Below are 22,134 nucleotides of genomic sequence, written 5' to 3' on the forward strand. Positions count from 1 at the left end.
CGTATTGATAATAACAATCATCCTCATTACCCTTATAAAAGCAGAAATGCTGCCGTCTAAACGACAGCAGCCTGAAAACTATCCAATATTCGGTTCCTAGCCCTACTATTCTATGTGGGACTGTTAAAAAATGTTACACATAAATTGTTATTTTTATTATACTTCTTTATTTCAAAGATTGAAATGAATTCCTCTGTCTAGAAGTGGTTGATTTCCGCTTCAGGATTTACAAGGGAAGATTTCTTCTCTTATAGACAATTAAGCTTCCAGCAAATAAAAGTATCGCTGCCAGTCCAAGCATTGAACCGGTTAACATGGCATCCGTTTCATTATTAATCATTTTAATAGGGTCATACAATTTGAATATCGTAAAGTTCAATAGCCACTCCGTTTCTTCACTCAGCTTTCCGGCCATATTCAGCATATAAAAAAACAGGGTTAACCCTGCAGAAATACCAAGCGCCTACTTCTCATCATTAAACGAAGATGAAATGAAGAAACAATATCCGGCGATCACCAGAAAAATGAGGAACGTTAAAACATTAAGTGTAATAAATGATGCAATATCAAGCTCATAACCTGAAATCAGCCATTCACTTGCGGCAATACCGCTTAGTGTTGTAAAAGCAACAATCAATCCAAGCCCGGTAATGATTACTGCAGCTTGAGTAGCCCAGAAGGAATTCGCAAGCTGATCGGCATGGAAAATGGGATCAACTCACTGGCTGATTATATTGCAGGCGAATTTTACGGTATGCTGTTTTAATCATTCTTATGATCTATGTCATCCTAACCTCTACCCGGTTAATGGCGCGCCTAGTGGATCAAGGTTCCATGGCATATTTTGAACTTCAGCTGACTTTGTCCAGCAATCCAATTCATTGATACGGGAACTTCCGTCATCCGGTTTCATAAAGCCCATTAAATGGCGGATCGTTGTAGACTTGCCTGCTCCGCTCTGTCCGATATAGCCAAATACTTCACCTTTTTTTACTTCAAAATTCAAATCAAACAAGCCTTTTTCAGGTGTAAAACGTTTAGTAAGCTTTTTAACAAGAAGGTGTATCTTATGATAAGTTAGGGAAATCTAAAAAAAACAATGAACCAGTAATAGTTTTGTAAATTATTCATTACAATTCATTCTTTTTCGACAAAAACTCTCATTTTTTTGTATAATGTGTTGGGTGGTTAAAAAAGACAAAAAATAACTGCCTATATAAAGGTTAAAAAAAAAGGATAAAAGACATTTCTTTTGGAGGGTACTTATGTTTACAAAGAAAAAGGATAAGTTTGCTGTAATGCTAACTGATATTGCGAGCAATCTTAAAGAATCTGCTGGTTATTTTTACGACTTCAAGATCAATAACGAAAATGACTTGCGTGAGTTTGCTGACCATTTGAAAGAACTTGAGTCAAAAGGCGATTCTTATGTTCATACCGTTATCATGGAACTGAACAAAGTATTTATTACACCAATTGAAAGAGAAGACATTTTATCACTGGCTATGAGCATGGATGATATTTTAGATGGCATCGAACAGGCTTCTGCCCTCTTTGATATTTATGCAATCACGAATCCTGATGAATACATGGTTAAGTTTGTTGAAAACATTAAATTAAGTGCAGACGAGATTTTGCTGACAGTAAATCTTCTTGCTGATAAAAAACTTCTTGATATGCGTGAACATGCTATCAAGATTAAAGATTATGAATCAAAATGTGACGATCTTTATCGCGAAGCACAGCGTCAATTGTTTGCAACTGAAACGGATCCAATTAAAGTAATTAAGTACAAAGAAATGTATGATGTACTTGAAGGCATCGCCGACAGCTGCCAGAACGTTGCAAACACACTAGAATCCATTATCATGAAAAACGCGTAACGGTATTTGTTATGGAATTTGATTCTATATTAATCCTTACTATTCTCGTTGTTATCGGTGCACTAGCGTTTGATTTTATCAACGGTTTCCATGATACAGCAAACGCAATTGCAACATCGGTCTCAACAAAAGCCCTAACACCTCGTAAAGCCATTCTATTGGCTGCTGTCATGAACTTTGTCGGAGCTATGACGTTTACAGGTGTAGCAAAAACGATTACGAAAGATATCGTGGATCCATTTACTCTTCAAAACGGTTCAGTAGTAATTTTAGCTGCATTAATCGCAGCAATAGCTTGGAACTTAATTACGTGGTATTACGGAATTCCTAGTTCTTCTTCCCATGCAATTATTGGATCAATCGCTGGTGCAGCTATCGCGGCTGCAGGGTTTGAAGCTTTGCATTACTCTGGGTTCCTTAAAATTATTTACGGATTATTGCTTTCACCGATTTTAGCGTTTGCGGTTGGTTTTGTATTCTATCATTTGATCAAAGGCATCTTTAAAAATGCTAATTTATCGAAAACAAACAATGGTTTCCGTAAAGTCCAAATTATAACGGCTGCCTTCCAAGCCTATTCACATGGTACAAACGATGCTCAAAAGGCGATGGGTATCATTACTATGGCTTTAATCGCGAACGGCTACACAGATAGTACAGATATTCAGTTGTGGGTTCAGGTTTCCTGTGCTCTTGCAATGGGACTTGGAACTTCAGTCGGCGGATGGAAGATTATCAAAACAGTTGGCGGAAAGATTATGAAGATCCGTCCAGTTAACGGTGTTTCTGCTGATTTAACGGGTGCTTCAGTAATCCTTGGTGCATCAGTTCTTGGGATTCCTGTTAGTACAACTCACGTAATTACATCTTCTATTCTAGGTGTTGGTGCTTCTCACCGTTTAAGAGGCGTTAAATGGGGAACTGCTAAGACCATGTTAATTACTTGGTGTATCACGCTTCCTATTTCTGCAACAATCGCTGCATTATCATATTTTGTACTGAATTTATTTTTCTAAAAAAGAGAAGAAGCCCGGGAAACCGAGCTTCTTTTTTTATAATTTGATGGAGCTATTCGATAGCAGGCTTGATCCAAATCTTCCTGAAATCCGCCCATCCGAACGTGTTCATGGAAACATTCTTAAGGCTAGCCGGAAAATTCTTTTTCCGGTATGTATGATAACTATTTAGAACAAGTCTCCTCTCATGCAGATAATGTTCAATTTCGTCCATGTAACCTTTTTGTTTATCCTCATCCTCTTCGTCCATGAGAAGGTCGACAATTCGCTGAATGTGCTCTTCTTCTTGCCCTGCCAAAAAACGATTAACGAAACTTGCTTTATGCTTAAAGAAATTAATAAAAGCAAGTACAATATTGTTCTCAAACATCTCACCCATAATAATCATATCTGAGTTTGCTGTCACTTCCTCTTTGTAATATTCCGTGAGTGGAAAAGGGTGAAGCATCAGATTCAGACCGATTGATTTTGCTCTCTTCTTAAGCCACATTGCATCTTCATTGCTGTATTTCATATCAAAAAAACTTACTTTAAGGATCTCACCTTTATAGCCTGATGCATGAAGGGATTCTGCAGCCTGTTTCAAAGTTTTTTCAGAAGGTGGATTCTCAAGACTCTTTTCTGGAAAAAGACTTGTTGCGGCTAATAGCTTGTCTTTCTTTAGCTCTTTTATCATCAAATGAATATCAAACAAATGGTAGATGGCATTTCTGAAGTGCCAATTATGAACGATAGAATCTTTGTTTAGGTTAAACGTGATATAGTTGCTGCCCATCTGCAAAAGGTCAACAGCTTCACCAATCTGTTCATTCTCCGATTCCGGCAGTTCATAATGAAGATCTACTTTTGTATTCTGCGGAATCTGCCAGATCTCGATCCGGTCAAGCCATGCTCTTTCCTTAAAATAATGAGTATTCGCCTCTAATATGAGGACATCATCTCGAAAGTCCGTGACGGAGAACGGGCCGGTTCCGATCAATTCCTCTTCATCTTCAGGCTGAACAGCCATCGAGATCGAACTCATAAAATGCAGAAACATCCTGGTTTTTCTTTTCAGGCAGAATTGGATCGTATAAAGACCAATGCACCTAACATCTAATACAAGTGCTGTCTGCCATTGACATGGCGAGTTCGCGTTCTGGTCTTTTAACCTATGGAAGGTATAAAGTACATCTTTAGATGTCATGTGTTTGCCATTGTGGAACATAACGCCTTTTCTTAAGTAAAAGGTAATCGTTCTTCCGTCTGCTGATACATCGTAATCATGTGCCAGATGAGCGGTAAATACTTTTTTCTTCTCATCATATTGCAGAAGCGTATCATAAATCTGCCGGGCAAAGTGTGATTCAGAGGATACTGAAACAAAGGCAGGATCCAGTGTGGATAGCTTTCGTGTCATCGGAATCTTCAGAACATCTTTCGCCGTTTCGGGTCCTTTCTCCTGATAGCCAAAATAAGTGTTGAGCGTGTGATGAAGTTCTTCTTTAATATCCTCTGGAAGATTTTCTTTTAAAAGATTAATAGCCGCGTTCACGTCCTCTTTCTGCAGCATTTGATGAAAAATCTCAAGAAGACTTGTACGCATATCTTTATGGAAAGTTAGAGTTGAAGTATTGCCTCTCCCCCTCCCCGGTTGCCAGGTGAGCCAGTTTTCTGCCGCCATCCGCTTTAAAAGAATCTTAATATTCCGCTCCGTACAGCACAAAACATCAGCAAGTTCCTGAATGGTTATCTTCATTGTATCAGTAAAGTCATTTTCTTTTTGATGCAGCCGAAGACTCACATAATAGTCCAACAGTTTCATAGGGTTACCTCCAAATTATTAAAAGGGGAAATAATAATAAAAAGTTTACCCTTTTTCTTCTCCTTTTTCTAGATAAAATTGGAAATAAGGAGAGTGACTTTTATGGGGTTTAGGGAATTACACCGGAATATAAAGATCCGGATCATAACATCCTTTTTAACGCGAATTGTTGGTACGATGATATTTCCATTTATGGCGATCTACTTTTCTATGAAGGTAGGCCAAGTAATGGCTGGTATTCTTTTGATCGTCAACGTGCTAGTTTCACTATTTGTTAGTTTTTATGGAGGCTATATTTCTGACAGGATCGGCAGAAAAAAAGTGATGGTAACTGCACAAGGCATACAGGTAGCTGCATTTGCTGTAATGGCACTGGCAAATTCGCCTTTTCTTGATTCAGTCTGGCTGACATTTTCTATGATGTTAGTTTCAAGTGTCAGCTCTGGACTGATGAATCCTGCAGCTGAAGCAATGCTGATCGATGTGAGCACACCGGAAAACCGGAAATTCATGTACAGTTTAAATTATTGGTCTATTAATTTATCGATTGCTTTAGGAGCTATCGTCGGCGGATTGCTGTTCAAATCTCACCGGTTCGAGCTGTTTTTAGTGCTTACCTTTGTTTCTGTTTTTACATGGATTCTTGTTACATATTGGATGACCGAGTCGTTTGAATCAAAACGTGCTGCGGTCAGTTCAGAAAAGCGAAATGTCTTGCGTGACGTAATTGAAAACTACCGGTCTGTCATGCATGATAAAACATTCATGCTCTATGTAGCAGGCAGCATCTGTATTTTGTCGTTAGAGTTCCAGATGCATAACTATATCGGTGTCCGGTTAGATCAGGAGTTTGATGTGCGCACTCTAACCTTCTGGAACGGCTTTTCGTTTGAGATGACAGGCATTAGAATGCTGAGCTGGCTATCTACGGAAAACACGGTGCTTGTCGTTCTATTAACGATCTGGCTCACAAAAAAGATGAAACGGTTCAATGATATGAAAGTTTTCTTTATTGGGTTGTCCCTATATACCACCGGCTACGCTGTCGTTGGTGCATCCAACTCTATGAGTATTCTTATGAGTGCAGTTCTTCTCTACACGATCGGTGAACTGCTTTACGTTCCGATTCGCCAGGCGTTCCTGGCAGATTTGGCTGATGAGACTAAGAGAAGTTCGTATATGGCGATGAACGGGCTTGTTTTTCAAGCGGCAAAAATCGCTGGTTCTCTGGGGCTTACAATCGGAGCATTTTTACCATCATGGACAATGGGAAGTTTGTATTTATTGTCAGGTGTAATGGGCATGTTCCTGTTCCAAATGGCATTCACCCGGTTTTATACTAGTAAAACTGCCGTGAAAGCAACAGCTTAAGGAGGAATTGGAATGAATCCGCTTATTGCGAAAGAACCGGAAAATGTACCTGAATTGACGAAGAAGCAGATTGACTGGCTCACTGATATAGTTTTTTATTATGATGACAAGCCAGGACCGTGTGACGCTGTGTTTGTCTTTGGCGGAACGCATCCCGGACATTGGGAAAAAGCGATTGAAGCTTATCATACTGGATTAAGCAGCACGTTTGTTGTAACGGGCGGAGTGAGTCCGACCGGAACAAAGCATGCAGCATGGAAAGACAGAACGATTCCAGAATCACTCGTAATAAGTAGAAAAATGATTGAAGCAGGTGTACCAGAGGAATGTATTCTTTATGAAGAGACATCCAGAAACTCTGCTGAAAATGTTGCCCATGCGCTTGAAGTATTTGATTTTACAATGGTGAAATCTCTGCTTGTTGTAAGTAAAGCACATGGTGCTGGACGGCAGATTCGGACATTGCAGAAATACTTGCCAGAGGAAACTAGGTTTATTTCATATGGATTCCCTGCTGTTTACAACGGTGAAGGAATCAGGCGTGATAACTGGCACCTGACACATGAAGGAAGATCTCGTGTTTGGGGTGAGTATCTGCGTATTTGCAAGTATGGTGATGCAGGCCACTTAAGAGGTATTCCTGTAGAAGAGAGATTACTATAAAGAAAAGCCCTTTACTCATAACCTGAGTTGAAGGGCTTTGTTGTGATGCTTTTTGTAAAGTCGCTTCTTAGCTAGTTGATTGGAGTGCAAGGAGCGAGACTCCTACGGGACGAGCGGGACTGGTGAGACCCCTAAGGCGCAACGTGGCAGGGGGCTCATCGGACGCCCCGCGGAAAGCGAGACTCCTGGAACGGAAATCAATAACATCCTTGAGAAACAGAGTTTACAAAAACAGCCTTATATTTTACGCGCCTTTTTGCTCTTTTAACGGAGAAACTTTCTTTGCAAGCCAGTTCTTCCCTTCCACTAAACGCGCGGTCATCATGCTTGCAACATTGTCGCCCGTAGCGTTCAGCAATGTTGCAGGAGGGTCAATAATAGCAGAAATCGCTGCAATGATAGGGAGAGCCTCAACCGGGAAACCAAACAACGAAAGAATCAGCATCTCAGCAATCAACCCGCCTTGAGGAATCGCCCCCATTACCATTCCTACTAAGAGCGCTACCGCACCTACCAGGAAGTATGTGTCGATTCCTGAGAAATCCATCCCGAAGATACCGAATAGGAACGTGATTTTAAGTACGCCGCCAATGACAGATCCGTCTTTATGAAGCGTTGCACCAAGAGGGATTGTTGTTTCTGCAATATCATCAGGAACTCCCATCTTTTTCGTCGCTTCTAAGTTAACCGGAATACTGGCAGCTGAACTGCATGTAGCAAGACTTGTAACAGACGGAGAAAGCATGTTTTTCCAAAACGTTCGGATACCAAGCTTTCCATGTGCCATCCAAGCATAAAGCGTAAAGAATCCAAAGAAATAAATAATAGAGAATGGATAATAAAATAGTACTGCTTTAAAATAGGAACCGAGCAAAGTTGGTCCGAATTCTCCAACTAGTGCCGCAAAGTAAGCTCCTAGCCCGATTGGTGCATAATACATGACGTATTTCACCATCTGCAGGGTTACTTCACTTCCCGCTGTGAGGAAATTCGCAAGAGGCTTAGCCTTCTCTCCCACTTTTGATGTAGCAAGCCCTAATAATACAGAAAAAAGAATAAGTGCAAGCATGTTCGCACGGCTTAACAGATCAACAAAATCAGGGACGGTAACCGTGCTGACTAACTGATCACCGATCGAAACATCTTCATTTGCCGCATCAGGTTTAACCAGATCAATATTTACCCCTTCAGATGGTGAAAACAGTTTGATTCCTGCCATACTTGTAACAGCAGCAATTGTACCTGTTAAAGTGAACACAATCAGCATTGAGCTTATGATCTTACCAAATCGTTTTGCTCCAGCCATGTTCGCGACGCTAGCTGAGATTGAAAAGAAAACAAGCGGAACAACGATCATGAACATAACATTTAAAAATAAGTCCCCAAACGGCTTAAGAACCGCCGCATCCTTGCCCATAACAGAACCGATCACACTTCCAATAATAATCGAAATGAGTAAAATGATCGGAGAACGATAAGCTTTCCACGTATTTTTCATAAAACTACTCCCCTTACTAGATTCATTGTCACTCTATCTATTTTATACGGAAATTTTTTTTTGCATAGAGGGGAGATAAAAAGATAGGGGGACAGACCCGGGTCTGTCCCCCTTCTTTTGTACTATAGATCAATATGCTTTTGCCCAGTAGACAAGATGCTCTCCTTCTTGTTCACAGCATACACATTTGTCTGACAGCTTTTCCTGTTCAAATGGCATACATCTGGATGTTGCACCTGTTTCATCCTTTATGAAGTTCTCACATGCTTCATCCCCGCACCACATTGCTTTTATGAAACCTCCGTTGTTTGTAAGACTTTCTTTGAATTCATCGAAAGTAACTGCAACAGATGTTTTTTCTTCGCGGTGCTTTTTGGCTTTTTCAAATAAGCTTTGTTGGATGCCGGTTAAGATTTCTTGAATTTGCGATTCTAAGTTTTCTATTGATGCGGTTTGTTTCTCTCCTGTATCACGGCGGACGAGTACGACTTGCTGCTTTTCGATGTCACGCGGTCCAACTTCAAGACGGAGCGGAATTCCCTTCATCTCATACTCATTGAACTTCCAGCCTGGTTTTTTATCGCTCGCATCAATTCCTGTACGGATTGTGGCTGAAAGCTTTTTTTTTAGGTCGTATGCAAAATCAAGTACGCCTTCCTTATGCTGAGCGATTGGCACAATCATCAGCTGTGTTGGCGCGATCTTTGGTGGAACAACCAGTCCTCTGTCATCACCATGGACCATAATCATTGCTCCAATTATACGTGTTGTGAAGCCCCAAGAGGTTTGCTGCACAGTCTGCAGCTTGCCTTCACTGTTTGTGAACTCGATGCCAAACGCTTTTGCGAATCCGTCTCCCAGATGGTGGGAAGTTCCGGATTGCAAAGCTTTCCCGTCATGCATCAGACTTTCAATCGTGTACGTATATTTAGCTCCGGCGAACTTTTCTTTTTCCGTTTTTTGCCCCTTAATGACCGGTACTGCCAGATACTGTTCACAAAGTTCAGCGTAAACATTAAGCATGCGAACCGTTTCCTCATGGGCATCCTCATCTGTTTCATGGCAAGTATGCCCTTCCTGCCAAAGGAATTCCAATGTACGAAGGAAAGGACGCGTCGTTTTTTCCCATCTTACTACGTTCGACCACTGGTTATACAGCTTAGGCAGATCACGGTAAGAATGGATGATGCTTTTAAAATGCTCAGCAAAAAGAACTTCAGAAGTGGGCCGGACACAAAGGCGCTCTGTCAGCTTCTCTTCCCCGCCATGGGTAACCCATGCAACTTCAGGTGCAAAACCTTCAATGTGATCTTTTTCTTTTTGCAGCAGACTCTCAGGGATAAAGAGCGGCATGTAGACATTCTCATGTCCTGTTTCTTTTATGCGTTTATCCAGCTGTTTCTGAATGTTTTCCCAGATCGCATAGCCGTAAGGTCTAAGAATCATAGACCCGCGGACACTGGAATAATCAATCAGTTCAGCTTTTGTTACTACATCTGTATACCATTGTGCAAAATCATCATTCATACTTGTTACGTCTTTTACAAAATCCTTTGCCATTAGATGCACCCCGCTTTTTAGTAAATAAAAAAAGCTATGCTTATTATTAGGGACCATTTGCATGGCGGTACCACCCTAATTCAAAGCATAGCTTTACACTCTTTCATGATAACGGTCTTGAACCGCTGATATCTTCCACTAGTATCGGAATCAGAACTCAGAGGCAGGTTCGATTGGCTGTCAGCAGGAACCTTTCAGCAGATGGCTCCCTCTCTGGAAAAGACAGGATCAATGTACTAATCCTCATCGATGTTTCTGGTTGTTTTTGAAAATTATAGTTGATACTGCCATGAACTGTCAATTAGAGTTTTACTTCTAATTTCTGCGATTACTCTTTACAGCTTTAAAGTGAGAGGGGGGACAGACCCGGGTCTGTCCCCCTTCTGTCTTTTTCATAAAATGGGTGAATTTTTAATACATTAGATACAGGGTAAAAGGAGGCGTTGTGTTTATGTATATTCATGTGGTTCAAAGGGGTGATTCTCTTTGGCAGATCTCTCAGCGCTACGGTGTTCAGATAGCATCTATCGTCAAGATTAACGGAATTGAGAATCAAAATGTTTTAGTAGTTGGTCAGGCTCTTGTTATACCAAATGAATTTCCGACTTATACAATTCAGTCAGGAGATACACTCTACGAGATTGCAAGCCGTTTCGGGACAACGGTTGAAAGTTTAATAGGCTGGAACAACATTCCTCTTGCTTCCGTTATCTATATCGGTCAAGTGATTGATATACCCGTACATGTCGTGAAACAGGGTGAGTCCCTTTATGCTATTGCGAATCGATACGGCACATCTGTGGCTGATATACAAAGGGAAAATAACATTGCAAATCCTGCTCTGATCTATACGGGAACTCGGCTTTCTATCCCTTATAAAAGACCTGTAAAAGAAGTGAATGCTTATATAACGAATATGGGAACCGCCGCTCAAACCGAAGTAAGAAATGTTGGATCCTATCTAACCTATATCACACCGTTTAGTTATTCGGTTACGAAGTCTGGCGGATTAACTTCTCTTCAGGACGAAGGCGTTCTTGCAGCTGCGAGAATTAACCGGGTTGCTCCTCTTATGGGGATTACTAATATTGAAAATGGAGCATTTAATTCAGATTTGATTAAAACGATATTGGACAGTGATTCCTTACAGGAAACCGTTCTGAACAATATTCTTAGCACGATGCAAAAAAAAGGATTCCGCGGAGTAAACTTTGATTTTGAATACGTATATCCAGAAAATAAAGAGGACTACAATAATTTCTTAAGAAAGGCTGTCGCCAAGTTTAAGCCCTTAGGTTATTCTGTTTCTTCTGCCGTTGCTCCAAAGTACAAGGAAGAACAGCCTGGTCTCTTGTATGAAGCCCACGATTACAAAGCACATGGAGAGATTGTTGATTTTGTTGTGGTCATGACCTATGAATGGGGCTGGGCAGGCGGACGCGCCATGGCTATCGCTCCTTTGGATGAAGTTAAAAAAGTGCTTGATTATGCCGTTACGGTAATTCCACGCGATAAAATAATGATGGGCGTTCCCACATATGGACGGGATTGGACGCTGCCTTTCGTACAAGGCACTTTCGCACGTACATTAAGTCCAGTTGCAGCGGTAAATCTGGCAGCCCAAGAGAATGTATCCATTGAATTTGATGAGGGTGATCAATCACCTTGGTTCAAGTATTTCGATGCACAAGGGAAAGAACATGAAGTCTGGTTTGAAGATGCCAGGAGCGTTCAGGCAAAATACCGAACTGCCATCGATTACGGCCTCCGCGGAGTCAGCTTCTGGGTATTGGGTATACCGTTCCCGCAGAACTGGCCAGTCGTTCGTGATACGATGCGGGTAAGGAAGATTTAGAAGGGGTCATTATTGTTTTGGTTAGTGAATGAAGAAAAGAAAGCATGAAATCCGCAACTTCGGATATCATGCTTACTTAATCAAAGGGTTGTGCACCCCACAAATACAAATCGGCGATTTGTATTTGTCTGGGGTCAGACCCCTACTTTTGTACTAGACCCACCACATCTCGGCTGGCTGTTCAGAGATGAGGATCGACTGCAGATTCTTCACAGCGCGAGAGAAACCTTCCTCGATCGACATGATTGGATCTTCGTGTTCAATGCTCACAACATAGTCGTAGCCATACGTACGAAGTGCACTCATCATATCAGACCAGTCCTGAACAGAGTGACCGCATCCTACTGAACGGAAGCTCCATGCACGGTTTTGAACAGCGCCGTATGGCTGCATGTCTGTTAAGCCGTGCATGTTGATGTTGTCTTGATCTAAGTACGTATCCTTCGCATGGAAATGATGGATCGCTCCAGCTTTTCCTAGGATTTTGATTGCAGCGACAGGATCGATTCCCTGCCACCATAAGTGAGAAGGATCAAGGTTCGCACCGATCGCATCACATGTTTCTTCACGCAGTTTTAACAGCGTGTATGGCGTATGAACTAAGAAACCGCCGTGAAGCTCTAAACCGATTTTAACACCATGCTCTTTTGCGAACTGACCCCATGTACGCCAATAAGGAATGAGCTTCTCTTCCCATTGCCACTTCAGTACGTCGCTGTACTCGTTCGGCCAAGGTGATACCGGCCAGTTCGGATACTTCGCGCTCTCAGAATCCCCAGGAACACCTGAGAAACAGTTCACGACAGGTACATTCATCAACCCTGCAAGTTCTACTGTTTTTACAAAAGTATCATGTGATTCTTTCGCGAACGCCTCATCTGGAGACAGCGGATTCCCGTGGCAGCTGAATGCAGAAATCGTTAAACCGCGCTTTTCTACTTCATGTAGATATTCATTGCGTTTTGCTTCACTCGCTAATAATTCATCCAGCGGACAATGTGCATTGCCAGGATAGTTCCCTGTTCCGATCTCAACAGCTTGAACGCCTGCTTCTTTTACATAATCAAGCATTTCCGTGAATGACTTTTGCGAAAAAAGAACTGTAAATACTCCTAGTTTCATGCTTTCTCCACTCCTTTTCCGTTCTCAACAGGGACGCTTTTCCCCATCAAACTGCTTGCATAGATTGCCTCAATAACACGCGACGTGTTCATCGCTTCTTCCGCTTTTACTAATGGCTCAGCTTTTCCTAGGCAGCTGTCTACAAAATTTTTAGCCTGCGGAAGTCCAGGATCATCTTCTCCCAGAATCCAATCTGCCTTAGTTGTCGTCATCATACCGTTTTCTGCTTTATTGACCGAGAAAGGAAATACATCAAGTCCGCCGCGGTCACCTGAGATCCGAACCATTTCCGCATCATCTGGAATGTTTGCAGCCCATGACGTTTCAAACAGGATCGTTCCGCCGTTCGCTAAACGGATATAAGCCGTAACGTGATCATCCACTTCAAAAGTATCGGCATCAAAAGTACCCCATTGATTCACCTGCTCCGCTTCACGGCTTACCGTGTTATACGTTTGACCTGAAACTTCACTTATAGCCGGGTTATCAAGCAGCCACAAAGTTAAATCAAGCAGATGACAGCCGTAATCTATTAAACTTCCTCCGCCCTGAAGCTCTTTGTTCGTAAAAACTCCCCAGCCTGGCACCTTGCGTCTTCTGAGAGCCTGAACACGAACAACGAATGGATTTCCCACTTCACCGGCCTCAATTACACGTTTCGCTGCTTGAGATTCTTTCATATAACGATAGTGATACGCAATTGAAAGTACTTTACCGGAACGCTTTTCAGCCTCAACCATTTCGGCGCATTCCTCTACAGTCATCGCCATCGGTTTTTCACAGAGTACGTGCTTACCAGCATCTAGAGCAGCCACTGTTATTTCTCTATGAAACTTGTTTGGCGTGCAGATGACAACAGCATCCACATGCGGCCACATCTCTTGAAAGGTTGTGAAGTAGTTCGGTACGTGAAATTTTTCAGCAACCGATTTCGCAACTTCCACGTTCACATCACTTATGGCAGTAATTTCTGCTTGATCTCCAAGTTGTTGAAATGCGGGGATATGACGGCCCTGTGCGATGCCGCCAGCCCCTATTATGCCGACTCTTAATTTCATGCGTGTACTCCTGTTTTAACTTTTTCGATCGTCTTCTTTTCGTTTGATTCTAACGCTGCAAGAATTACTGCAAGTGAACGTTTGCCTTCTTCACCAGTGATGAGCGGTGTTTCACCTGATTCAACCGCTTCAATAAAATGGTCAACAACATGAGAGTTTGATTGATTTTCATTCGTCTGGATCGCACCCATCTCATAACGAACAATCGACCCATTTGTATATTGTGCTACAAGTGAATATTGCGGGTCGTCTTCTAGGCGAAGGATTCCCTTTTCCCCGTAGATAATTGTTGAGTTGTCTTCTTTTGCCGTATATGACCAGCTTGCAGCGAGTGTTCCGATAATACCGCTGTCTGTTTTTAATACACAAACCGCTGTGTCATCAACTGAAGCGAATTCCTTCGCACTTGTTTCTACAAACGCTCCGACTTCTGCGATCTCTTCCCCAAGGATATAACGAATCAAGTCAGTTTTATGAACGCCAAGGTCTCCCATCGCACCGATAAATGCTTCATCCTTCTTAAAGAACCAGCTGTTCTTCCCGTCAACACTCCACGCCTCAGGTCCTGGATGGCCGAACGCCGTACGGAAGCTGTATACTTTCCCAAGTTCACCGTTCGCAATGATCTCACGCGCTTTTTGATGTGCTGGAACGAAACGCTGATTATGCCCAATCATGAGAGTCTTTCCGCTTTTTTCAGCTGCTTCAATCATCTCTTCAGCTTCTTGTAAAGATGTGGCCATCGGCTTTTCGCATAAAACGTGCTTTCCTGCTTTTAATGCAGCAACTGAAACTGGTGCATGCAGGTAGTTCGGTGTACAAACACTTACTGCTTCTACTTCATCAAGTGCAAGCAGCTCGTTATAGTCCGTAAAAATTTTCCCGCCGTAAATAGCTTGTGCAGCTTCAGCACGTTCTTTTACAACATCACATACAGCAACGATCTCAACATCCTGGTTTGCCACATACTCCGGCAAGTGGCGGTGATTGGCGATGCTTCCACATCCGATAATTCCTACTTTTACTGTCATAATAACTTCCTCCTCATGATTGGTTTCTAAAAATAATTGCTTTTTTAGCAAACTTTGATGGTCTTGAAGGTAATTGACTTCCGTTCCAGGATGCTCGCTTTCCGCGGGGCGTGCGGTGAGCCTCCTGCCGCTTTGCGCCATTAGGAGTCTCACCTGTCACACTCGTCCCGCAGGAGTCTCGCACCTTGCACTTCAATCAATTTGTCAATGAAGCCTTAACCCCCAAGCAGCAATCTATTTTAGACTGCAGCCAAAATAATTTATTTTGCACCAATTACTTCAAGCGGTTTTGCGTTTCCGTATACAGGAGCCTGGCTTCCAGTTGGAGCTAAGAATGACACGGCATTTGTAATTACGGTTTGAACGTCTTTGTTGTAATAAGTCGGGTAAGTCTCGTGCCCTGGGCGGAAGTAGAAGATCTTCCCTTTTCCGCGGTTGTAAGCACATCCTGAGCGGAACACCTCCCCTCCTTCAAACCAGCTCACAAAAACAAGATCGTCAGGAGCCGGGATATCAAAGTGCTCACCATACATCTCTTCTTTTTCAAGTTCGATGTATTCACCAAGACCATTTGCTACCGGATGGCTAGGATTCACAATCCAAATACGTTCTTTTTCGTCGGCTTCACGCCACTTTAAATCACATGACGTGCCCATAAGCTTTTTAAAGATTTTAGAAAAATGGCCGGAATGCAGAACTAAGAGACCCATTCCATCTAAAACACGCTGCTGGACTTTGTTTACAATCTCATCATCAACTTCGTCATGTGCAAGGTGCCCCCACCATACAAGAACATCTGTATTGTTTAACACTTCCTCTGTAAGACCGTGCTCTGGCTCATCAAGGGTTGCAGTCTTCACATCATGGCCTGCATCTTCTAAAAACTCAGCGATGGCACCGTGAATTCCTTTCGGGTAGATTTCCTGCACTGTCGGATTCTTCTGCTCATGTCGGTTCTCGTTCCATACTGTAACTTTAATCATTTGTATATGCCTCCTATATATGTGTAAGCGTTTTACGTAAACGTTTACGTATTTCTCAAATAAAAATGAAGCGAATGTTGCCTCCGTTTTTTACTTGTCATGTAAATCACAGACTGACTGCCTCTCTACAATCGTAAATGGCATGTAACGGCTTTCTGCTTCTTTTTCTTCACCTTTAATCAATTTCACTAAAATCTCGCCTGCAGTTTGCCCCATATCTTTTAAAGGCTGTGAGACTGTTGTAAGTGCAGGATAACACATTTCTGCGATCTTCAAATTATCGTATCCGATGATCGACAGTTCTTCTGGTACTTTTATGCCCAGCTGATGTGCGGCAGACATAGCTCCAATGGCCATCTCGTCACTCGCAGCAAACAGAGCGGTCATATTCGGCAGCTGCTTCAGCAGCAAAGGCAATGACTCTTTTCCATTTTGAAAACGGTAGCCTTCATTAGTCGTGATATGATTTTCTGAAAAGGCCAGGGAATGCTTTTGAAGTGCTTCCTTAAAACCTCTCATTCGGGGAACTCCCGCAATCGGATCATTCTTGCTGCCGCCTATCATCCCAATCTGTTTATGTCCTTTTTTTACCAGGTGCTCAGTTGCCTGAAAAGCTCCTTCAAAATCGTTTACACGCACGAAAGGCAGATCATAGTTTGATGAAGCAGTTGAGACAAGTACGACTGGAACTTTCATCTCTTGAAAAATAGTATAGTACTCTTCTTTCACATCTTCAGAAGCAAAGATGATGCCGTCTACCCTTTTTTCCTGCAACAATCGCAGATACTTGACTGTCCGCTTTCCGCTGGATGTCGTATTGCAGACGATGACGCTGAATCCGCCGTCGTGAGCGGCATTCTCGACACCTTCAAGTACTTCTGATGAAAGCATCCCGGACACTTCGGGAAACAGGACACCGATCGTTTGGGTCCGCTTATTGATCAGTCCGCGGGCGATGGCGTTCGGCTGATAGCCTAAAACTTCAATAGCTTCTTGCACCTTTTTTTTCGTGTCCTCCGAATAGCCAGGCAGCCCATTAACGATACGGGAAACCGTTGCAATTGAAACGTTTGCATACTTGGCTACATCTTTAATTGTCGGATTCAAAAAATCTACCTGCTTTCTTCTTACGTAAACGTTTACATTTACCCTTTCAATCTATCAGCGCTCTTTAAAAAAGTCAATTATATTTTCCATAAAAAGATTACAGTTTTTGAAAAAGGGAAAAGAATACTAATATGAAATGGAGGTCACTGCTTATGTGGTATCAGCACTCATTCTTTAAGTACGGGGCAGGTGCCGTACTCGTACTCACTATTTTATTCTTGCTAGGGAAAATCGACTATCTCATTGACTTCCTATATCTTGTTATTTCGAGCGTCTTCTTTCCAGTGTTTATCGCTGGATTGTTATATTACTTGCTCCGACCGCTCATCCGTTTTCTGATCAAAAAGAAGGTGCCCAAATTCCTAGCTATATTCCTTGTCATGCTGGGATTAATTTTAGCATTCACCGGAATTTCAGGTGTTGCTATTCCTGTAGTCGCGGATCAGTTAACAAACCTTACAGATGACTTCCCTAAAAAAATAGGTGAAGCCACTGAAAAAACAGGAAAAATGGTCACAGGTGAAAACAAATCATTCATAGACAGCACACAGGTTGCAAAACTTGCAACCGAGCGCCTCGAAAAGTTCACAAGCTCCATCTCCAAAGATGTAATAGCTCTCGTTACTACTTTAACAAATATCGCTCTCGTTCTATTGGTGGTACCGTTTATACTATTTTATTTACTGCTGGATGACAAAAAGTTCTTTAATTATTTTCTAAGGCTAGTACCTCGTCACATGGAACATGACGTCGCTGCCATTCTGCGGGATATCGATTCTACGCTGTCTTCTTATATAAAAGGACAAATATTGGTCGCATTGTTTGTCGGTGTATTTATGTATGCCGGCTATATGATAATCGGCCTTAAGTTCGCACTCGTTCTTGCTCTTTTTGCTGTTTTGACGAATGTTATTCCTTTTCTCGGACCATTCATCGGAGTGTTCCCTGCTCTTTTAGTCGGGCTTATCCAAGACCCGATGATGGCGATAAAAGTAGCTTTTGTAACACTTATTGTTCAGCAGGTGGAAGGTAACATTCTATCTCCGCAGATCATGGGAAGAAAACTTCGCATACATCCGCTTACAATCATCCTGGTCGTACTGATGTCTGGAGCCGCGTTTGGCTTTATCGGTTTGCTGCTGGCTATTCCGGCATATGCAGTTACAAAAACCATCATAAGTAATCTGTACCGGATTTATTTGTTATATAACCCACCAGAGACGAGAAGTGATTTGCTCTGAAAGGAGAGCCGATTTTGACTGTGAAACAGCCATTCGTAAAAAAAGAAACGTATAAGGATAAGATTAAGAATCATTTTGAGTCTTTCCAGCCGTGGATACATCGCTTTGCAAGAATAGGATACCTGTCAAAGGGTATCGTGTATGTTGTAATCGGGATTCTTGCATTGATTACTTCCACAGGTACACATTTGAATGAAGCAAGCTCGCAAGGTGCACTTTACACGATTGCTCAGCAGCCGTTTGGACCTGTTTTATTGATTATACTTGCCGTTGGTTTGAGCGCATATGCGTTCTGGCAGATCATGAAAGCGGTTTTTGATCCCGAATGCGTGAACCATAGCTGGAAGAGGTGGTTCAGCAGACTGGGATATTTAATTATTGCAGGTGTTTATACGGCAATGTGCATTAGTGCTTTGCGTATTCTATTCCGTGCAAGAGGAGAATCGTCGGATAAAACGTATCAGACTCTATCTGCACAGATGCTGGCGCAGCCTTTCGGACAGTTATTGGTTGCAATCGGCGGACTTGTTTTTGGCATAATCGGAGTTGTTTTTCTGTTCAGAGCCATGTCACGAAAATTCAAAAAGAACCTTAAGAAAAACGAAATGAACAAGAAGGAATGGAAATGGAGCGGCTATATCGGTACCTTTGGAATGATAGCACGCGGGATTGTATTTATGATTATTGGCTTTTTCCTTATACGCACCGCTATTCTCGCAAATCCTGAAGAAACAAGAGGACTGGACGGTGCTCTTCTAGAGCTTTCTAACCAGCCATTCGGACCGGTTCTGCTCGCAATCGTAGCCCTAGGCTTTATCGCTTATGGCGTGTTTATGTTTGCAAGCGCCAAATATCGAAGATTGAATAACCAATAAAGAATAAAAATCCTTGCCGATACCGCGGCAAGGATTTTTGTTTGATTGGATTTTGTATGGGGTCTGTCCCGGGACAGACCCGGGACAGACCCCATCACTTTATCACTCTCTAGACCACTTCTCTAGTGTACGGTCAGTTGGCAGCATCACGGTCAACAGACCTAACAAAGGCAAAAAGCTGATGAGCAGCATGGTGTAAGAGATACTTGTAACATCCGCTACCTTTCCGAGCACAACTGAACCAAGTGCCCCCATTCCGAATGCAAGACCTACAATTAATCCTGAAACCATTCCAATCCTTCCAGGAACTAATTCTTGCGCATAAACCACTGTAACGGAGAAGCTTGTGTTTAAAATAAATCCGATCATGAAAAACAGTGGCGCTACTGCCCATAATCCCATATGCGGCAAAAGAAGCGCTAATGGTGCTGTTCCGACCATCGACCAAAAAATCATGTTCCTCTTTCCTAAACGGTCTGCAATCGGTCCGCCGAAGAATGTACCAAGCACCCCGGACGCCATGAATACAAATAAATAAATTTGTGCCTGGCGGATGGTCAAATCGTAATCTTGAATCAGATAGAACTGATAATAGTTGCTGATTCCTGAGAAATACCAAGACCGTCCAAACACAAGAAAAACAAGAAGTGCCATCGCCATAATGACTTGATTTTTACGCTTTTTATCAATCGCTTTTTTCTCACCGGACTGTTTTTTTACGCGAGGAAAATGAGCAAGCTGTCTAGCATACCATCCTGATACATAAAACAGGACAAAAATAGCGATCGCCGCAAAAGAAGTAAACCATACTGCCCCAAACTGACCAAGCGGAACAAAAACGAGAGCAGTCATCACAGGTGCCAGTGAAGTCCCAGAGTTCCCTCCAACCTGGTAGATTGACTGGGCAAGACCTCGCTGATTTCCTGCTGCCATATAAGCAACTCGTGAACCTTCAGGATGAAATACCGCAGATCCAAGCCCAATCCCAATAACAGAAATGATTATCATATAAAACGAATCAGCAAAAGCAATCCCCAGCATACCTATTAAACTAGCCATCATTCCAAAAGGCAGTAAATACGGTGAGGTCGTTCGATCCGTATACCAGCCTACGATTGGCTGCATTACAGATGAAGTAATGTTGAGTGTGAAAGCAATCCACCCGAGCTGTGTAAAAGTAAGCCCCATCGATTTCTCTAAGATTGGAAAAATCGCAGGAATAACAGCCTGCATCGAGTCATTTAACAAGTGAACAAAACTAATAGCAAATAAAATTGAATAAATGGTCTTCTGCTGCGAAGACGCTAAGCTTGGCGTCTTCTCAGTTGATGTGGCCATGCTGCATTCCTTCTTTCTTTATCTACTCAAAAACTTCCTGACTATGTATCTTTTCAATAGATTACCACAACAAACAAGTCCATTACTAAAATAGCGATTTGCGACACGTGAAATCGAGCAAACCGCCAAGAGAAAAAATGAATATTGCATGCGGGAAATAAATTGTTAGGGGTCAGACCCCATTTCCCGCAAAGAAAAGCCAGCCCGAATCGGGCTGGCTTTTCTTATATAATTTTGCTTACTACAAGCTTTATATATGCTTAGATCTTCTCGATCACTTTGTCGATGATTCCATATTTTACTGCTTCCTCTGCAGACATGAAGTAGTCGCGGTCTGTGTCTTTTTCTACTTTTTCAATCGGCTGTCCAGAGCGGTCTGAGATGACTTTATTCAAGAGCTCGCGTGTCTGCAGGATCCGTTTTGCATGGATGGCCATGTCTGATGCCTGCCCTTGTGTACCTCCGAGTGGCTGGTGGATCATGACTTCAGCGTTCGGAAGCGCATAACGCTTGCCTTTTGCGCCTGCCACTAATAGAACGGCACCCATCGATGCTGCCATGCCGATACAGATCGTGGATACATCTGGTTTGATAAATTGGATCGTGTCATAGATCGCAAGGCCTGCGGTTACTGAGCCCCCAGGTGAATTGATGTAGATTGAGATATCTTTATCAGGATCTTCAGCTGCGAGGAAAAGTAGCTGTGCGACGATTGAATTCGCCACATTATCATCAATAGCACTTCCAAGCATGATAATACGGTCTTTTAGCAGTCTTGAATAAATATCATACGAACGCTCACCGCGGTTCGTGGATTCAACTACCATTGGTATTAAGTTCATTCTATTTTTCCTCCTATTTATGCCGCGATTGCCATCGGGCTTGTGCTTGTTGTATTTGGAACATTTATTTTCCCGAATCCTGATGTAATAAAAATAATCTTCGCCGGCTGCTGCTGACTGTCAGCACCCTCAACCTGCACTTCTTTTTTCACCGGGATCACATTTGTTTCTTCCGTAACATAATCTTTTTTTATTGGTGTAACCGTACTCTTCTGTTCCTCTTTCACGTTGTGCCGCCTCCTTCAGGTTTTGGGTACATCGCCATTGAAACATGAAATGTTCTGGATTTTCCCTGTTTTGGATCATGGTGTTTTTTAATCAGTTCTGAAAGCATGTTTGAGTAATCCTGTAAAAAAGCTTGCCGTTCTTCTACGCCTAAAAGTGAGAGCTCCATCTCCATGACTGCACTCGGAATTTCATCATTCTCAGCCTCTTCCATAAGCGATACGGCGTCTCGTTTTATTTTCTCCGTTAAAGATAATACATGAGCTAGTGCAGTCTGATCCTTCAGTTTTCGGATGGTTTCTTGTGACAGACCGAGTGAATCAGATAACAGAAAAGTCTTTCCTGCACTTCTATAAAGAACTTCTACAAGGTTTCTGACATTCCTTGTGCCTGCCCGCATAACAAGGCCGACTTTTTCCAGTGTCTTTAGATGATAATTCACCTTTTGAGCGGAATCATTCATCACTTTTGATAGTTCTGTCGCAGATCTCGGCTCCTTCAATAAGCTTATGATCTCTGACCTGACAGGATGCAGAAGTGCTGCAGCCTGTTCTGGCTCTGTGACGATAAACGTTTCTGGTACGGTTTGATTCCTATTCACTCACATCACCTCACTTTTGGAATTTGACCCTACGTAAAAATAATACTTTACGTAAAATTAT

Annotated in this window: 21 protein-coding genes, 1 pseudogene and 1 other annotated feature; of the genes and pseudogenes, 7 read left to right on the plus strand and 15 right to left on the minus strand. The window is 42.4% G+C overall.

The window, feature by feature from the left end; all coding sequences use genetic code 11:
* Positions 1-226: 226 nt before the first annotated feature.
* The 3 genes and pseudogenes from ACFW35_RS12330 to ACFW35_RS12340 form a co-directional block, all read right to left on the minus strand.
* Positions 227-379 (minus strand): hypothetical protein, encoded by a 153-nt coding sequence (locus ACFW35_RS12330; RefSeq protein ID WP_379846061.1) that lies wholly within the window; start codon positions 377-379, stop codon positions 227-229.
* An 84-nt stretch (positions 380-463) separates the two neighbouring features.
* A complete protein-coding gene (locus tag ACFW35_RS12335) occupies positions 464-637 on the minus strand; it encodes a hypothetical protein (RefSeq protein ID WP_379846063.1) in 174 nt (57 codons plus the stop codon).
* Positions 638-844: 207 nt separating this feature from the next.
* A pseudogene (locus ACFW35_RS12340) lies at positions 845-1,066 on the minus strand (ATP-binding cassette domain-containing protein); the annotation flags it as partial.
* A 199-nt stretch (positions 1,067-1,265) separates the two neighbouring features.
* Here ACFW35_RS12340 and ACFW35_RS12345 point away from each other — a divergent pair.
* Positions 1,266-1,883: a DUF47 domain-containing protein gene (locus ACFW35_RS12345; RefSeq protein WP_379846065.1), complete on the plus strand. Its 618-nt coding sequence runs from the start codon at positions 1,266-1,268 to the stop codon at positions 1,881-1,883.
* 11 nt (positions 1,884-1,894) lie between these two features.
* Positions 1,895-2,899, plus strand: a complete 1,005-nt coding sequence (locus ACFW35_RS12350) for an inorganic phosphate transporter (protein WP_379846067.1) — start codon at positions 1,895-1,897, stop codon at positions 2,897-2,899.
* A gap of 52 nt (positions 2,900-2,951) precedes the next feature.
* On the opposite strand, the gene ACFW35_RS12355 is transcribed toward ACFW35_RS12350, so the two are convergent.
* Positions 2,952-4,703, minus strand: coding sequence for an ABC transporter substrate-binding protein (locus ACFW35_RS12355; RefSeq protein ID WP_379846068.1), 1,752 nt, complete (start codon positions 4,701-4,703; stop codon positions 2,952-2,954).
* A gap of 102 nt (positions 4,704-4,805) precedes the next feature.
* Between ACFW35_RS12355 and ACFW35_RS12360 the strand changes: the two genes are divergently transcribed.
* Both ACFW35_RS12360 and ACFW35_RS12365 read left to right on the plus strand, forming a co-directional pair.
* Positions 4,806-6,074 (plus strand): MDR family MFS transporter, encoded by a 1,269-nt coding sequence (locus tag ACFW35_RS12360; RefSeq protein WP_379846070.1) that lies wholly within the window; start codon positions 4,806-4,808, stop codon positions 6,072-6,074.
* A gap of 12 nt (positions 6,075-6,086) precedes the next feature.
* The gene (locus tag ACFW35_RS12365; RefSeq protein ID WP_379846072.1) at positions 6,087-6,737 is read left to right on the plus strand and encodes a YdcF family protein; all 651 of its coding nucleotides are present in this window, start codon (positions 6,087-6,089) and stop codon (positions 6,735-6,737) included.
* Between the two features lie 244 nt (positions 6,738-6,981).
* On the opposite strand, the gene ACFW35_RS12370 is transcribed toward ACFW35_RS12365, so the two are convergent.
* Together ACFW35_RS12370 and proS are read right to left on the minus strand one after the other, a co-directional pair.
* Positions 6,982-8,235 carry a dicarboxylate/amino acid:cation symporter gene (locus tag ACFW35_RS12370; RefSeq protein WP_379846074.1) on the minus strand — a complete coding sequence of 418 codons (1,254 nt, stop codon included), beginning with the start codon at positions 8,233-8,235 and terminating at the stop codon, positions 6,982-6,984.
* A 129-nt stretch (positions 8,236-8,364) separates the two neighbouring features.
* Positions 8,365-9,795: a proline--tRNA ligase gene (gene proS / locus ACFW35_RS12375; protein WP_379846075.1), complete on the minus strand. Its 1,431-nt coding sequence runs from the start codon at positions 9,793-9,795 to the stop codon at positions 8,365-8,367.
* Positions 9,796-9,840: 45 nt separating this feature from the next.
* Positions 9,841-10,054: a binding site (T-box leader), on the minus strand.
* 192 nt (positions 10,055-10,246) lie between these two features.
* Here proS and ACFW35_RS12380 point away from each other — a divergent pair.
* Complete coding sequence (locus ACFW35_RS12380; RefSeq protein WP_379846077.1) at positions 10,247-11,650, plus strand: LysM peptidoglycan-binding domain-containing protein; 1,404 nt, start codon at positions 10,247-10,249, stop codon at positions 11,648-11,650.
* A 153-nt stretch (positions 11,651-11,803) separates the two neighbouring features.
* Here the strand turns inward: ACFW35_RS12380 and ACFW35_RS12385 are convergent, their stop codons facing one another.
* From ACFW35_RS12385 to ACFW35_RS12405, 5 genes are all read right to left on the minus strand, one after another.
* On the minus strand, positions 11,804-12,772 hold the full coding sequence (locus tag ACFW35_RS12385) for a sugar phosphate isomerase/epimerase family protein (protein ID WP_379846079.1): 969 nt from the start codon (positions 12,770-12,772) through the stop codon (positions 11,804-11,806).
* Complete coding sequence (locus ACFW35_RS12390) at positions 12,769-13,830, minus strand: Gfo/Idh/MocA family protein (protein ID WP_379846081.1); 1,062 nt, start codon at positions 13,828-13,830, stop codon at positions 12,769-12,771. Before ACFW35_RS12390 ends, ACFW35_RS12385 begins: the two co-directional genes overlap by 4 nt.
* Positions 13,827-14,864, minus strand: a complete 1,038-nt coding sequence (locus ACFW35_RS12395) for a Gfo/Idh/MocA family protein (protein ID WP_379847483.1) — start codon at positions 14,862-14,864, stop codon at positions 13,827-13,829. Before ACFW35_RS12395 ends, ACFW35_RS12390 begins: the two co-directional genes overlap by 4 nt.
* A gap of 257 nt (positions 14,865-15,121) precedes the next feature.
* A complete protein-coding gene (locus ACFW35_RS12400; protein ID WP_379846083.1) occupies positions 15,122-15,844 on the minus strand; it encodes a ThuA domain-containing protein in 723 nt (240 codons plus the stop codon).
* 90 nt (positions 15,845-15,934) lie between these two features.
* Positions 15,935-16,951 carry a LacI family DNA-binding transcriptional regulator gene (locus ACFW35_RS12405; RefSeq protein WP_379846085.1) on the minus strand — a complete coding sequence of 339 codons (1,017 nt, stop codon included), beginning with the start codon at positions 16,949-16,951 and terminating at the stop codon, positions 15,935-15,937.
* Between the two features lie 152 nt (positions 16,952-17,103).
* Between ACFW35_RS12405 and ACFW35_RS12410 the strand changes: the two genes are divergently transcribed.
* A complete protein-coding gene (locus ACFW35_RS12410; RefSeq protein WP_379846087.1) occupies positions 17,104-18,192 on the plus strand; it encodes an AI-2E family transporter in 1,089 nt (362 codons plus the stop codon).
* A 20-nt stretch (positions 18,193-18,212) separates the two neighbouring features.
* Positions 18,213-19,067, plus strand: a complete 855-nt coding sequence (locus ACFW35_RS12415; protein WP_379847485.1) for a DUF1206 domain-containing protein — start codon at positions 18,213-18,215, stop codon at positions 19,065-19,067.
* Positions 19,068-19,169: 102 nt separating this feature from the next.
* Here ACFW35_RS12415 and ACFW35_RS12420 read toward each other — a convergent pair whose 3' ends face one another.
* From ACFW35_RS12420 to ACFW35_RS12435, 4 genes are all read right to left on the minus strand, one after another.
* Entirely contained in the window at positions 19,170-20,405 is a 1,236-nt protein-coding gene (locus ACFW35_RS12420) for an MFS transporter (RefSeq protein WP_379846088.1), read from the minus strand.
* Between the two features lie 260 nt (positions 20,406-20,665).
* Complete coding sequence (gene clpP, locus ACFW35_RS12425; protein WP_379846090.1) at positions 20,666-21,247, minus strand: ATP-dependent Clp endopeptidase proteolytic subunit ClpP; 582 nt, start codon at positions 21,245-21,247, stop codon at positions 20,666-20,668.
* A gap of 17 nt (positions 21,248-21,264) precedes the next feature.
* Entirely contained in the window at positions 21,265-21,474 is a 210-nt protein-coding gene (locus ACFW35_RS12430; protein ID WP_379846091.1) for a hypothetical protein, read from the minus strand.
* On the minus strand, positions 21,471-22,073 hold the full coding sequence (locus ACFW35_RS12435) for a helix-turn-helix domain-containing protein (RefSeq protein ID WP_379846093.1): 603 nt from the start codon (positions 22,071-22,073) through the stop codon (positions 21,471-21,473). The genes ACFW35_RS12430 and ACFW35_RS12435 overlap by 4 nt, the downstream gene beginning before the upstream one ends.
* Between the last annotated feature and the right edge of the window lie 61 nt (positions 22,074-22,134).

The organism is Fictibacillus sp. NPDC058756 (assembly GCF_042746035.1).
Classification (GTDB): domain Bacteria; phylum Bacillota; class Bacilli; order Bacillales; family Fictibacillaceae; genus Fictibacillus.